11 protein-coding genes are annotated in these 13,678 nt (G+C 73.4%); 7 read left to right on the top strand and 4 right to left on the bottom strand.

The window, feature by feature from the left end; genetic code table 11:
* Positions 1-63 precede the first annotated feature (63 nt).
* Positions 64-1,008: a bifunctional riboflavin kinase/FAD synthetase gene (locus C2142_RS25485; protein ID WP_148645104.1), complete on the top strand. Its 945-nt coding sequence runs from the start codon at positions 64-66 to the stop codon at positions 1,006-1,008.
* Between the two features lie 76 nt (positions 1,009-1,084).
* Here C2142_RS25485 and C2142_RS25490 read toward each other — a convergent pair whose 3' ends face one another.
* The 3 genes from C2142_RS25490 to eccE all read right to left on the bottom strand — a co-directional run bounded on the left by C2142_RS25490 (position 1,085) and on the right by eccE (position 5,928).
* On the bottom strand, positions 1,085-3,526 hold the full coding sequence (locus tag C2142_RS25490; RefSeq protein WP_148645105.1) for a MinD/ParA family protein: 2,442 nt from the start codon (positions 3,524-3,526) through the stop codon (positions 1,085-1,087).
* 231 nt (positions 3,527-3,757) lie between these two features.
* A complete protein-coding gene (locus C2142_RS25495) occupies positions 3,758-4,525 on the bottom strand; it encodes a hypothetical protein (protein ID WP_174315737.1) in 768 nt (255 codons plus the stop codon).
* A complete protein-coding gene (gene eccE, locus C2142_RS25500; protein ID WP_148645106.1) occupies positions 4,525-5,928 on the bottom strand; it encodes a type VII secretion protein EccE in 1,404 nt (467 codons plus the stop codon). The genes C2142_RS25495 and eccE overlap by 1 nt, the downstream gene beginning before the upstream one ends.
* A gap of 170 nt (positions 5,929-6,098) precedes the next feature.
* Between eccE and C2142_RS25505 the strand changes: the two genes are divergently transcribed.
* The 6 genes from C2142_RS25505 (at position 6,099) to C2142_RS25530 (ending at position 11,929) form a co-directional block, all read left to right on the top strand.
* Positions 6,099-7,781: a type VII secretion protein EccB gene (locus C2142_RS25505; protein WP_148645107.1), complete on the top strand. Its 1,683-nt coding sequence runs from the start codon at positions 6,099-6,101 to the stop codon at positions 7,779-7,781.
* A 181-nt stretch (positions 7,782-7,962) separates the two neighbouring features.
* A complete protein-coding gene (locus C2142_RS25510; protein ID WP_148645108.1) occupies positions 7,963-8,259 on the top strand; it encodes a WXG100 family type VII secretion target in 297 nt (98 codons plus the stop codon).
* A 73-nt stretch (positions 8,260-8,332) separates the two neighbouring features.
* Positions 8,333-8,623, top strand: a complete 291-nt coding sequence (locus C2142_RS25515) for a WXG100 family type VII secretion target (protein ID WP_148645109.1) — start codon at positions 8,333-8,335, stop codon at positions 8,621-8,623.
* Positions 8,624-8,737: 114 nt separating this feature from the next.
* Positions 8,738-9,964 (top strand): type VII secretion-associated serine protease mycosin, encoded by a 1,227-nt coding sequence (gene mycP, locus C2142_RS25520; RefSeq protein ID WP_241002779.1) that lies wholly within the window; start codon positions 8,738-8,740, stop codon positions 9,962-9,964.
* Between the two features lie 91 nt (positions 9,965-10,055).
* The gene (locus C2142_RS25525) at positions 10,056-10,598 is read left to right on the top strand and encodes a SigE family RNA polymerase sigma factor (protein ID WP_148645111.1); all 543 of its coding nucleotides are present in this window, start codon (positions 10,056-10,058) and stop codon (positions 10,596-10,598) included.
* Positions 10,599-10,663: 65 nt separating this feature from the next.
* Positions 10,664-11,929, top strand: a complete 1,266-nt coding sequence (locus C2142_RS25530; RefSeq protein ID WP_148645112.1) for a hypothetical protein — start codon at positions 10,664-10,666, stop codon at positions 11,927-11,929.
* A gap of 87 nt (positions 11,930-12,016) precedes the next feature.
* Here C2142_RS25530 and C2142_RS25535 read toward each other — a convergent pair whose 3' ends face one another.
* Positions 12,017-13,423: an APC family permease gene (locus C2142_RS25535; RefSeq protein ID WP_148645113.1), complete on the bottom strand. Its 1,407-nt coding sequence runs from the start codon at positions 13,421-13,423 to the stop codon at positions 12,017-12,019.
* Positions 13,424-13,678: the final 255 nt, after the last annotated feature.

Consider the following 13,678-nt stretch of genomic DNA (forward strand, 5'->3'; position numbering starts at 1 on the left):
TTCGGGTTTTGAGCGTTTGAGCGTACAGAAGGTACGCGCCGTACGGAACAAGGAGCGGTCAGGGTGCAGCGCTGGCGTGGCCTGGAGGAGATCCCCGGTGACTGGGGACGCAGCGTCGTCACCATCGGTTCGTTCGACGGTGTGCACCGCGGACACCAGCTGATCATCAACCGGGTGGTCGAGCGCGCCCGCGAACGCGGCGTCCGCTCGGTCGTCGTCACCTTCGACCCGCACCCGAGTGAGGTCGTCCGCCCGGGCAGCCACCCGCCGCTGCTCGCCCCGCAGCCGCGCCGCGCCGAGCTGATCGAGGCGCTCGGCGTGGACGCCGTGCTGGTGCTGCCGTTCACGGCCGCGTTCTCGCAGGAGTCCCCGGAGACCTTCTTCCAACAGGTGCTGGTGGACGCCCTGCACGCGTGCCTGGTCATCGAGGGGCCCAACTTCCGCTTCGGGCACCGCGCGGCCGGCGACGTCCGGCTCCTCACCGAGCTGGGCCGGGCGGCCGACTGCGGCGTCGAGGTGCTCGACCTCCAGGTGCGCGGGGCGGCCGGGGACGGCGAGCCGTTCTCGTCCACGCTGACCCGGCGGCTGGTCGCGGCCGGCGACGTGACCGGCGCCGGCGAGGTGCTGGGCCGCCCGCACCGGGTCGAGGGCACGGTGGTGCGCGGCGCGCAGCGCGGCCGCGAGCTGGGCTACCCGACCGCCAACGTGGAGACCGTGCCGCACAGCGCGATCCCGGCCGACGGCGTCTACGCGGGCTGGCTGACGGCCGACGGCGAGCGGATGCCGGCGGCGATCTCGGTCGGCACCAACCCGACCTTCGACGGCACCGCCCGCACGGTCGAGGCCTACGCGATCGACCGGGTCGGCCTGGACCTCTACGGGCTGCACGTCGCCGTCGACTTCCTGGCGTACCTGCGGGGGATGGAGAAGTTCGACTCCATCGAGGCGCTGCTGGACCGGATGGCCGACGACGTCAAGCGGGCCCGCGAACTCACCGACGCCCCCTGACGACCGCGCCCGCGGACGCCGAAGGGCCCGCCGGCCGCTCTCGATCCCGAGGCGGCCGGCGGGCCCTTGCGCGTTGCTACTGCTGCTGGGGCGGCTGCGGGTAGCCGTACCCGGCGGGCGGCTGGGCACCGGGCTGCGGCTGGCCCTGGGCCGGGGGCTGCTGACCCTGGGGGTAGCCGTACCCGGCGGGGGGCTGCTGCCACTCCTGCGGCTGCGGCTGGGCGCCCGGCTGCGGCTGGCCCTGCGCCTGCGGGTAGCCGTAGCCCGGCGGGGGCGGCGGGGCCTGCCCCGGCTGGGGGGACCACGGTGCGCCGGGCGCGGGCTGGCCGACCGGGTAGCCGCCCTGGCCCGGCTGCCCCGGCTGCGGATAGGCCTGCGGCTGCTGCGGGTAGCCCTGCTGCTGCGGGTCGGCGTACGGCTGGGGGTCGGCGTAGGGCTGCGGGCCCGGGTACGGCTGAGGCTGGCCCGGGTACGGCGCGGGGGCCGCGGGCTGCTGCGCCTGCTGCTGCCAGCCGGACTGCTGGGCCGCCTGCTGGGCGCGGATGATGTCCTCGCCGACCAGGGTGGCCAGATCGAAGTACGCCTCGCGGACCTTGGGCCGCATCATGTCGAGGTTGACCTCGGCGCCGGCCGCCAGGCTCTCGTCGAACGGCACCACGATGACGCCGCGGCAGCGGGTCTGGAAGTGCGCGACGATGTCCTCGACCTTGATCATCTTGCTGGTCTCGCGGACCCCGGAGACCACCGTGATGCTCCGCTGCACCAGGTCCGCGTACCCGTGCGCGGAGAGCCAGTCCAGGGTGGTGGAGGCCGAGGAGGCGCCGTCCACGCTCGGCGTGGAGACGATGATCAGCTGGTCGGCGAGGTCCAGCACCCCGCGCATCGCGCTGTACAGCAGGCCGGTGCCGGAGTCGGTCAGGATGATCGGGTACTGGCGGCCCAGGACGTCGATCACCTGGCGGTAGTCCGAGTCGTTGAACGTCGTCGAGACGGCCGGGTCGACGTCGTTCGCCAGGATCTCCAGGCCCGAGTGCAGGTCCTGCGAGGTGAACTGGCGGATGTCCATGTAGCTGCGCAGGTGCGGGATGGCCGTCACCAGGTCGCGGATGGTCGCGCCGGTCTGGCGCTTGACCCGGCGGCCGAGGGTGCCCGCGTCCGGGTTGGCGTCGATCGCGATCACCTTGTCCTGGCGCTCGCTGGCCAGGGTCGCGCCGAGCGCGGTGGTGGTCGTGGTCTTGCCCACGCCGCCCTTGAGGCTGATCACGGCGATCCGGTAGCAGCTCAGCACCGGGGTGCGGATGACCTCCAGCTTGCGGGCCTTCTCGGCGGCGGCGGCCTTGCCACCGAACTGGAAGCGCGGCTGCTGGCGCTGCTGCTTCGGCTGGCTGCGCAGCAGGCGGTCCGAGGACAGCTCGACCGCGGCCGTGTAGCCGAGCGGCGCGCCGTGCGCGGTCTGCTGCGGGGCGGACGCCTGCTGGAACGCGGCCGGGGCCTGCTGCTGGGCCGGCGGCTGGGGCTGCTGCTGCGCCTGCTGCCACGGCTGGGCCGGAGCAGGGGCCGGGGCGGACTGCTGCGCGTGCTGCGCCTGCTGCGCCTGCTGCGGGGGCTGCTGGTAGGCCTGCGGCTGCGGCCAGCCGGCCTGCCGGGGGTCGACCGGTGCGGCCTGCGGGCCGGGTGCCTGCGGGCCGGGCGCCTGCGGGCTTGCGGGCCAGGCGGTGGCCTGCGGGTCCTGCGGCTGCACGGGCTGGGCGTACGGGTGCGGTTGCGGCGGCTGGATCTGCTGCGGCTGGACCTGCGGCACCTGCTGCGGGTCGGCGTAGGACAGCACCTGCTGCGGGTCGGCGTACGGCTGGGGCTGCTGGTGCGCCACGGGCGTGGCCGGCGGCCAGGGCTGTGCGGCCGCCGCCTGCGGGTGCTCCGCCGCGGGGCCGGGGATCGGCGCGGCCGCCGCGGCGTCGGCCGGCGGCACGGAGAACGGGACGTGCTGCGCCTCGACGTGGGTGGCGGGCGCGGGGGCCGGGAACGGCTCGGGGACGGGGGCAGGACCGGGGGCCGGCGCAGCGACCGCCTGGGGCGGCACCGCCGGACCGTCCGCCGTCGGAACGCCGGCCGGAGGGCCCGCCGGAACGCCCGTCGGCCCGCCTGCCGGGCCGTCGGCCGCCACGGCGACGGGCGGCGTGGCCAGGGCGGTCGGCGCGGGCTCGGGCGCGGGAACCGGGGCAGCCGCATGCGCGCCCGCCGGTGCAGCCGCCGACGCGGGAACCGGAGCGGGGCCCTGCCCGGGAACGGGTGCGGGTGCGGGGACCGGCGCGGCGGCCGCCGCAGGAGCACTCACCGCGCCCGGTGGGCCGCCCGCCGTACCGGCCGCGGGCCCGGGTGCCACCGGTGCGGCCGGAGCCGCCGCGGCCTCCGTCTGCACGTACCAGGACGGGGGAGTGTAGTCGGGCGCGTCGGACCAGTCGTCGTCGTCCTCCGCCGCGTTGTCGCCGACGTAGACGCCGTCCCGATCGCTGCTCACCTAGGGCTCCCTCGTGTTCGCCGCCGCTTTTCGCGGTGCCGTTGCCGCATCAAAGACTAGGCCGTGCAGCGCCCCCCGTTGAAGGCGGAGTCTCATCTCGCCGGGCGATCGGCGGGCAATCAGCGGGCGATCTGCGGGCGGGAACCGGCGGGAGATCGGGGGAGACCGGGCGGGCGCGGCCGGGAGCACGGCGGGGGAGCACCGGGGCACCGGCGGGGGCGCGTACCGCGGTCAGTCCATCCGGCGCGGACCGCCCAGGACCTGCTGCTCGGCCTGCCCCGCGATGGCCCGGACGTACTGGCGGCGCATCCGGGTCGTCCAGAGCGTCATGTCGTCGCCGAGGGTGGGCAGCGAGGCGACGTCCTGCGGGCCGAGCGAGAGCACCCGGCCGATCAGCTCGGCCTCCTGCGGCGAGACCCGCTGCACCCCGACCAGGTCGGCGGCGTTCAGCACCCGGGCCGCGTTCGGGCCCAGGTACGGCAGCAGCGTCAGGGTGGTCTGCCAGGGGGCGGCGGAGAGCCGGCTGCGCGGCGGGCGGACGCCGAGGTCACGCACCACCAGCACCGGCGAGTTCACCGAGGCGCCCTGCGGGCCGAGCCGGCCGACCTGGTGGATCGTCACGCACGGCTGGCCGCCGCCGGCGGCTTGCGCCATCGGGCCCCAGAGCTGCGAGCGGGCGGTCTCCACGGCGATCCGGGCGCCGGTGGCGGCGGCCCGCAGCGCGATGATCTGGGCCGTCCAGACGCCGCCGACCAGGACCAGGTCGTAGGCGCTGGGGCGGAACAGGCCGAGTACGGCGGGCTGCTGCTGCACGTCCTCGCCGATCAGCACGCCGTCGTCGCCGACCGGGAACGAGAGCGCGCCGAGGTCCTCGACGGTCAGCACGTGCTTCTCCCGGCGCGGGCCGCGCAGCCCGAAGCCGGGCAGGATGCGCGGCCGGACCCGGGGCTGTTCGGCGCCGGGCTGAGGGCCGGGGGCCGGATAGGTCTGGTACGCCATCAGGAAACACCTCCCAGGGGCAGGGTGGCGAGCATGCCGGGGGCCTGCTCCAGGTCGAGCCGGGCCAGGCCGAGGCCGGCGCTCTGCGCCCGGGTCTCCACCTGGCGGCCCACCTGGGCCACCTCGCTCTCGCTGCGGCCGGTCACCCGGACGTGGCCGCTGATCGTCACCGAGCCGCCGGTGCCGTGACCGGCGGTCAGGCTGAAGGTGCTGGCCAGCGCGGGCGAGCCGGTGACCAGGTTGACGAGGTCCGGCGCGGCGACCCGGCCGGGGGAGCCGCCGGGGCGGCTGAGCTGGGGCCAGCGGGAGACCCAGTAGGTGCTGTGCCAGCGGTCGTCGATCCGCCAGAACCGGTTGCTCTCCTGGGTGCGGCGCCCGCTGCCGCCGCCGCTGCCGGTGCCCTGGCGCCCGGCCACGGCGATCGGGTTGGCGCAGGTGGAGATGGCGAGTGCGGCGATCAGCTCGCGCTCGTCCAGCACGGTGGCGTTGAAGCCGGCGCTGTTGAGCCGTCCGGCCAGCTGGTCGGTGACCCGCTGCAGCGCCTTGCGGGCGCCCTCCTCGCCGCCGCCGCGGGCGAGGACGGCGGTGGCGGCGCGCTCCGGGTCGAGCTTGAGCGCGACCCAGGTCAGCCGCAGGCCGGGGGTGGCGGTGCCGTCCGGCAGCTCCCGGTAGGCGCGGGAGGCCAGCGACTGCTCGGGCAGGTGCGGGGCCGGCGCCGGCTGGGTGTGCTGGACGACCTGGACCGACTCCAGGGTGATGTCGTCCACCCGGAGCGCCGAGCAGACCACGTCCAGCGGCAGCGGCAGCGCGGTGCGCACGGGCCGCAGCGGCTGGTCCTTGGCCTGGACGAGCAGGACCGAGGTGAGGAAGGTGCCGTCGCCGACCATGCCGGTCTCGCGGCGCATCGGACGGCCGCCGAAGTCGGTCTCGGTGGCGTGGGTGTACGTGCGCAGGGCGGGTTCGAGCTCCAGCACGGGGGCGACGGCCGGGTCGGTGCCGGCCGGCGGGACGTTGGTCCGGGCCTGCTTGCGACGGGCCTTCAGGGCCGAGCGCACCAGCAGCAGCTCGGGGATGGTCCGGCCGCGCAGCGGGATCAGGGCGAGGACGACCAGGACCAGTGCGACCGCGCCGAAGGCGCCGGCCACCGGCTTGCTGATGGTCCAGCCGACCGCCACCAGCGCCACCGCGACCTCGACCAGCACGAGTTGCTGGAGCCTCAGCCGGCCGCCGAGCAGCCCGGGCCGGGGGTGGACGCGGACCGGTACGGGGGATCCGGACCCGCCGGCGGGCGCGGGCAGGGGCGGGGCGGCGGAGCCCGGGTCGCGCTGCGCCCGCCGGCCGGACCGGCGCGACCCCCTGCCCTCTGCCGTGCTGCGGCGCCCTGGAGCGGTCTGGCTTGGCATCCCCCGAGTGACCCTCTCTGATCAGTTGTCGCGGCCCGGTTGGCCGGTTCGCGAACCGTACCCGTACCGTACTCACCGTCTGCTGCCGCATCGTAGAGGGTTCGAGCTCGCTCTCGCCCGGCGGGTGCGGACCAACGGGGCAGGTCGGTCGGACAGGGGAGACGACGAGGATGGCATCACGCCGGGACGAGCTGAACGCCTACACGTTCGCCCGCAAGCGCACGGTGGGGGCCTTTCTGCTGCCCAGCGGCGGGGGCAGCGACGAGGACGCGCCGCGTCCGGTCAAGGCGATCCTGCCGAGTGTCGTCGTGGGCGCCCTGGTGGTGGGCGGGTTCGGGGTCTGGGGCGTGTTCAAGCCGAGCGCGCCGGTGGGCTGGGACGACGGCAAGAACATCATCCAGGGCAAGCAGAGCACCACCCGGTACGTGGTGCTGCCGGACCCCGACAACAAGACCAAGCGGCTGCACCAGGTGCTCAACATGGCCTCGGCGCGGCTGGTGCTGGCGGCCGACGCCAAGGTGGTGGTGGTCGCCGACGACGTGCTCGACAAGTACCCCAACCACGGCCCGACGATCGGCATCCCGTACGCGCCGGACAAGCTGCCGACCAAGGACAACGTCAGCAAGGCGATGAAGTGGTCGGTCTGTGACCGCCCGGGCTCGGACGACAAGCAGGAGACCGTCAACCAGGCGCTGTTCGTGGCGGGCGGCGCCGAGGCCAAGGTGCTGGAGGCCAAGGACCAGGTGCTCGACGTCGACCAGTCGCTGCTGGTGCAGCAGATGGACGACCAGCAGGTGACGGTGCAGCCGGGCACGGGCCAGCCGGCGGCCGGCCAGAACAAGCTGAAGCTCTTCCTGGTCGACGCGAAGGGCCGCAGGCACGCCATCGCCCCGGACGACCCGGACGGCACCAAGACGCAGCTGATGGGGGCGGTCTTCGGTTCGGCCGCGGCCCCCCAACGGGTGAAGAAGGAGTGGCTGGACACGCTGATGCCCGGCAGCGACATCGTCTTCCCGAAGATCGACGGGCTGGCGCCGGACACCAAGGCCCCCAACTCCTCGGTGGCGCTGCAGAACCCGGAGGACCGCAAGGTCGGCCGGCTGGTCCGGTTCGGCGAGCGCTACTACGTGGTGGGCAAGGACCAGCTGTTCCTGATCACGCCCTTCCAGGCCGAGTTGATCCGTCAGAACCCGGCGCTGCAGCCGCTCTACAACCAGGACGCCAACAAGAGCCCGCGGGTCGACGAGATGACGCCGGCGGACCACGCCTCGTTCAAGCGGGACACCCCGCTGATGGGCGAGGGCGCCAAGGACTGGCCGGTCAAGACGGGTGCGCCCGCCAACAACTGGCAGGCGCAGAAGGACGCGAGGATGGTGGTCTGCAGCACCTTCGACGGCGTCGCGGAGGACGGCAAGACCCCCCGCCGCAGCGTCTGGGCCGGCCAGGACTACCCGGTGCGCAACATCAGCGCCGCCGCCGTCTCGGCCCATGTGACGCCGGGTCTGGGCCTGTTCTACCGGGCGCTGGACAACGGCGTGGACGGCTCGGGCAGCGACTACCTGATCACCGAGACCGGCCTGCGCTACGCGGTGCCGGCCAACAGCACCGGCGGCAAGGGAGGTTCGGCGACCGCGCCGCCCGGGCAGCCGAGCCCGACCGCCACGAAGACCCCGTCGGCCCAGCCGACCGATCCGGCCGCGCCGCCCCAGCAGCAGGAGGAGGCGGGCGGGAACCAGGCCCGGCTCGGTTACCAGGGCCTTCAGCCGGTGCCGGTGCCGCAGCAGTGGTCGAACCTGGTGCCGGCCGGGCCGGCGCTGAATTCCAAGAGCGCCGCGCAGCAGCAGAACGCCTGACCGGCCGCGCCCCGTAAAGGAATTGGTCGCAGTGTCATGGTCTCGTAACTAGCAGTTGCCCGGTGTTGGGCGAGCTGCGTGTGCCGACTACAGTGCTTCAGGACATCACACCGTGATGCGACGGAGCGGCCGGAAACGGCCGCCCGGACACAAATGTCTGTCTCATGGGGGACGGTAGAGCATGGGTCAGGGTCAGTTCACGACGACCGCTCAGGAGATGCTGGCTTTCGCCAAGCACATGGACGAGGTCATCGGCAAGATCGACGGTGAGATCAAGAGCCTCAACGCTCTGGTCGACTCGGTCAAGGGCGGCTGGAAGGGCCAGGCGGCCGCGGCCTACGGCCAGCTCCAGACCGACTTCAACACCGACGCGGCCAAGCTCAACGAGTCGCTGCGGGCGATCAAGGGCGCGATCGAGATCACGACCAAGCAGTACTCGCAGACCGACGCGGACCAGCAGGCCGCGTTCAAGGCCTGATCCGCTTCCTGCCAGGTCAGTCATCGACGTCCCCGGGTGAAGGTCGACGTCGCCATCTCGACAAGGAGACATTGTGTCCGACCAGATTCTCGTTAACTTCGAGACCGTCCGTGGTGCCGGTACCCAGGTTCGCAACACCGCCAACCAGATCAAGGCCCAGCTCGACGAGCTGAAGAACGGCGTCAACAAGATCGCCCAGAGCTGGGAGGGTGCCGCGCAGGAGGGCTACCGTGCCCACCAGGCGCAGTGGGACCAGCGCGCCGCCCACCTCCAGGAGACGCTGGCGAAGATCGCCACCGCGCTGGACGCCGCGGCCGAGAGCTACAACACCACCGAGAACAACAACAAGAAGCTCTGGACCTGACGGAGCCTGAGCCCCGCCAGGGGCACGAGTGACTCCGCCGAAGGGGCGGGTGCCCGGACCGGGCACCCGCCCCTGACGCGCAACCACGGGGTGGACGACATGAGGGGTGGCAGGGTGTCCGTAGGCAGGTACCGGAAGGCGGCCGCGACGGCGGCGGCGCTCGCGGTGCTCGGCGGCCCGCTGGCGGCCCCGGCCCACGCGGACGGCCCCGGCATCGCCGCCGCCGGCGACTGCTCCAAGGCCGCCCAGAACGTGCAGGCCGTCCCGTGGTCGCTCCAGCGCATGGTGCTCGACGAGCTCTGGCAGGGCGGCCGGACCACCGGCGCCGGTGTGACCGTCGCCGTCATCGACACCGGGGTGGACGACACCAACCCGCAGCTGGCGGGCAAGGTGTTCGACGGCGGCTCGCTGCTCAAGGAGAAGGACGGGCAGAAGCCCGAGGGCGGGGCCAAGGTCGACCCGGTCGGCCACGGCACCAAGGTGGCCGGCATCGTCGCCGCCGCCCGCAGCGACAAGACCGGCTTCGTCGGGCTCGCCCCGAGCGCCGGCATCCTGTCCGTCCGTCAGAACGACGCGGAGGGCAGCGGCGACGTCCACACCCTGGCCGCCGCGATCAACACGGCACTCCAGCTGGGCGCCAAGGTCATCAACATCTCCCAGGACGTGCGCGGCGCCGGGGACACCGGGTTCGCCGGCTACCCGGAGCTGAAGGCGGCGATCGACGCCGCCGAGGCCAAGGACGTCGTGGTGGTCGCCTCCACCGGCAACGACGGCCAGAAGGGCAACACCTATCCGGCGGCCTTCCCCTCCGTGCTCGCCGTCGGCGCCTCCGACCGCAACAACGAGCGCGCCCCCTTCTCCCAGTACGGCGACTTCGTGGACGTCGCCGCCCCCGGGGTCGACATGCTCTCCACCGTCCCGCGCGGCGGCCAGTGCGTGGACAACGGCACCAGCTTCGCCGCGCCCTACGTCTCCGGCCTGGCCGCGCTGCTGGTGGGCGCCCACCCGAAGTGGAAGGCCCGGCAGGTCCGCGCCTGGATCGAGCAGACCGCGCAGCGCACCGACCGCAAGGCCAACGAGTACGTCGGCTGGGGCGTGGTCGACCCGGTCAAGGCCGTCACCAAGGCGCCCGACTCGGCGCCGGAGACCGCGCAGGAGGACCCGCCGGTCGAGCTGGCCTCCGCCCCGATCGTGCCGCAGCCGGTCGGCCTCGGCGAGACCCAGGCCGACCGCGACGGCCGCACCGCGACCTACGTGCTGGGCATCGGCGCCCTGCTCGTCGCGCTCCTCGTCGGAGGCGGCACCGTCCTGCGCGACCACCGCCGCCGCCCCTCGAACTGACCCGGACGGCTTTCCCGCCCGCCTGTAACATCCGGCCCCGCCCGCCGCATCCAAGAGATGTCGACGACAACCGAGCAGGGGAATGCGGGCCATGGGGCGGATCGGTGCCACACGCGAGAGCAAGGACGCGGAGTTCCTGGAGCTCGTGTCGAGCAGAACCGGCCACCTGTACCGCTCGGCCTGCCTGCTCACCAGCGGGGACACCCACCACGCCGAGGACCTCGTCCAGGAGGCCCTCAGCCGGATGTACGTGTTGTGGCGACGCAGCGCGTGGACCGGCGGGTGGCACCGCATCGACAACCCCGGCGCGTACGCCCACACCGTGATGGTGCGCACCTTCCTCGCCCAGCAGCGCCGCCGCTCCAGCGGTGAGCGGCCCACCGGCGAACTGCCCGAGCCCGAGGGCCGCGAGGCGGACAGCACACTGCGGCTGACCCTGCTCGACGCGCTCGGCCGGCTGTCCGCCAAGGACCGGGCGGTGCTGGTGCTGCGCTATTGGGAGGACCGCAGCATCGAGGAGACGGCCGAGGTGCTGCGCGCGTCCTCGGGTGCGGTCCGCACCCGCAGCACCCGCGCCCTGGCCCGGCTGCGCGCCCTGCTCGGCGACTCGCTGGCCGAGCTCGCCACCCGTTGAGCCCGGCACCGTCGTACGACGGGCCCGCCAATCCACCCCGTGACCGAAGGAATCGGTGATCACGCATGTCCGGACAGGACGAGTTCGAGGACGATCTTCTCCACGCCATGACCCGCACGGGGGAGGGCTTCCGTCCCGACCAGGCCCCGCTGGCCGCCGGCGGCCTGGCCCGCGGCCGCCGCCGCTGGCGCCGCCGTTCGGCCGCCGCCGTGGTGAGCGGCGCGGCCGCGCTGGCCCTGGTCGGGACGGGCGCGGTGTACCTCTCCGGCGGTGCCGGCGACTCCCGGACCGGGACGGCGCTCACCGCGGCCGCTTCCGGCAGCGGCGCCGCCGCCGCGAGCGGCACGGCGGGCGCCGCCTCCCCGACCGCCTCCCCGACCGCGTCGCCTTCCGCCTCGCAGGCCGTGATCAGCGGTGACGAGGTGCTCGCCACCCTCCGGTCGCTGCTGCCGAAGGGGCAGGTCACCGAGGGCAAGGGCCGCGGCACCGACGACCCGGAGCTGCGCGGCGCCTTCGCCGGGGCGGACCTGGTCCTCGACGACGGCCAGGGGAAGTCGCGGGTGCAGATCGGGATCCAGAAGCACCGCAAGGGCCAGTCGCAGCCGCGCACCTGCCCGGCGGACCTCAAGGTCAACCGGATCGACTCCTGCGCCGTCACGAAGCTGCCGGACGGGTCCGAGCTGGTGCTGAACCAGGGCCACGAGTACTCGGACAACCGCGCCGACACCAAGGAGTGGTTCGCGGCGCTGACCGGTCCGGACGGCCGGGAGATCATGCTGAGCGAGTGGAACTCGCCGCAGGAGAAGGGCGCCCCCGACAGCCGTCCGAACCCGCCGCTCACCCTGGACCAGCTGAAGGCCGTCGTCACCGACAAGTCCTGGGACCGGACCGTCGCGGCCCTCCAGTACGACGGGGTCGACAACGCGGCGCAGGCCAGCGGCATGACCCTGGAGGACCGTCAGGCGGCCCTGGGGAAGCTGCTGCCGGCCGGGGTGACGGTCACCGGGATCACCGGGAACGAGATTTTCGCCGACGTCCGGCTGGCCCAGGGAGCGGTCACCGGTTCACTGGTCCTGCGGCTGCAGAAGGTGGAGCCGGGCGACAAGTCGACGGAGCAGCTGTTCGAGGGCTCGACCGCGCTGCCCGACGGGAGCAGGCTCAAGCTGTACGGCGCGGGGAGCACCGACGCCAAGCGCCCGCCGACGGCCGACGTCCTGCGCGGGGACGGCCTGCGCGTCATGGTCGCCCAGGGGTCGACCGGCAAGCCGGTGCTCACCCTCGACCAGCTCAAGGCGATCGCCTCCAGCCCGCTCTGGAAGGCCGGCAAGTAGCGGCGCGAACGGCCGACGGCAGTGCCCCGGGCGAGGGGGAGCCCGGGGCACTGCCGTGTGGGGGAGGGGTGGGGGTCTGTCCGGCCGTCAGGCCTGCTGGTCCTCGGGGAGGGTGATCACCCAGTGGGTGGCCTGCCGGGGGCGCAGGTAGAACAGCCAGTAGAGGGTGGCCGCGGCGGTGATGCCGCCGGTCCAGAGCAGCGGCTCGGTGTCCAGCTGGGTGATGACGTAGACCAGCACCGCGATCAGGACGACCGGGACGGCCGGCCAGAGCGGCATCCGCCAGGCGGCGGCGTGCTTGTGGTGGTTGCGGCGCGAGAGCAGTGCGGCGATCGCGACCAGCAGGTACATCCCGGTGACGGCGACGCCGGTGATCTCGCTCAGCAGCTCGCCCTTGACGAAGCAGAGCGCGGCGCCGGGCAGGCCCACGGCCAGGGTGGCGACCCACGGGGAGCCGAACCGGCCCAGGGTGGAGAAGGCCTTGTTGACCGGCTCGGGCCAGGCCTTGTCGCGGGCCGAGGCGAACAGCACCCGCGAGTTCTGGATGACCATGACGATGCCGGCGTTGATGATGGCCAGCGCGACGCAGAGGCTGATGAAGGTGCCGACCGCAGAGTTGCTCCACGCGGTGACCATGCCGGAGATGTCGCCGGAGGTCAGGGTCGCCAGGTCGGGGGCGCCCATGGTGATGGCGACGACCGGTACCAGGATGACGGCGGCCGAGATGGCCAGCGTCCACAGCACGGTGCGCGAGACGTTGCGGCGCGGGTCCTCCAGCTCCTCGGAGAGGTAGACCGCGGTGGAGAAGCCCTGGGTGATGAAGAGCGCGATGCCGAGGGCGCCGACGATGGCGCCGATGCTCACCGTGGTGGCGGCGCCGCTCTCGTCGGCGACCACGCCGTGCAGCATGCTGGGCGCGCCGGCGTTGGCGTGGGCGAAGCCCAGCACCGAGACGACACCGGCGGCGATGACCTCCAGGACCAGGAAGATGCCGGTGATCCAGGCGTTGGCCCGCAGGTCCAGCAGGCCGGCCAGGGTGGCGGCGAGCATGACGGCGGCGCCGGCGATCGGCTTGTCGACGTGCAGCACGGGGGCCAGGTAGTCGGCCGTGCCGAGGGCGATCACCGAGGGGACGATCATCACCACGATCAGCGAGAGCACGAACACCAGCCAGCCGGCCAGCCGTCCGGCGAGGGTGCCGACCATCGCGTACTCGCCGCCGGCGCTGGGGATCAGCGTGCCGAGCTCGGAGTAGCAGAAGGCGACGGCGATGCAGAGCACCGAGCCGATCGCGATGGCCAGCGCGGTGGCGCTGCCGATGCTGGAGAACAGCTCCGGGACGATCACGAAGAGCGTGGAGGCCGGGGTGACGCAGGACAGCGTGAGCAGCGTGCCGCCCACGACGCCGATCGAGCGCTTGAGCGTCTGGGGGGAGGTGCCGTCGCCGGCCGCAGCGGGGGCTACGGCGTGTGGCGGGCGAAGCGTGTCGGTCATGCGGCTTCCGATCGGCTCTGAGCGGTCCTGGAGAGGGAGCGGTATCGCCTCCGCTGGCTGGTTGCTCTGGGTCTTGTGGTTCTTCGCTCCCGGGCCGCAATGGAACCTTGGCCGTAATGAGTGCGTCAACGGCCGAATTGCTTCGGAATCCGTTGCGGTGAAGGGCATAACCATGCGATCCGGTGATCACCCGCGGTCATTGTCACGTATGTCCGACTTGTTACCTTGGCCACATCGCGCTTGAATCCAAGGTGA

It is taken from the genome of Streptomyces sp. CB01881 (assembly GCF_002953255.1).
Classification (GTDB): domain Bacteria; phylum Actinomycetota; class Actinomycetes; order Streptomycetales; family Streptomycetaceae; genus Kitasatospora.

What these genes read in the sequence shown, in the direction of transcription:
- C2142_RS25495 (WP_174315737.1), bottom strand. Translation starts at nt 4,525, where the DNA reads ATGGCGTACCAGACCTATCCGGCCCCCGGCCCTCAGCCCGGCGCCGAA.
- eccE (WP_148645106.1), bottom strand. Translation starts at nt 5,928, where the DNA reads ATGCCAAGCCAGACCGCTCCAGGGCGCCGCAGCACGGCAGAGGGCAGG.
- C2142_RS25505 (WP_148645107.1), top strand. Translation starts at nt 6,099, where the DNA reads ATGGCATCACGCCGGGACGAGCTGAACGCCTACACGTTCGCCCGCAAG.
- C2142_RS25510 (WP_148645108.1), top strand. Translation starts at nt 7,963, where the DNA reads ATGGGTCAGGGTCAGTTCACGACGACCGCTCAGGAGATGCTGGCTTTC.
- C2142_RS25525 (WP_148645111.1), top strand. Translation starts at nt 10,056, where the DNA reads ATGGGGCGGATCGGTGCCACACGCGAGAGCAAGGACGCGGAGTTCCTG.
- C2142_RS25530 (WP_148645112.1), top strand. Translation starts at nt 10,664, where the DNA reads ATGTCCGGACAGGACGAGTTCGAGGACGATCTTCTCCACGCCATGACC.
- C2142_RS25535 (WP_148645113.1), bottom strand. Translation starts at nt 13,423, where the DNA reads ATGACCGACACGCTTCGCCCGCCACACGCCGTAGCCCCCGCTGCGGCC.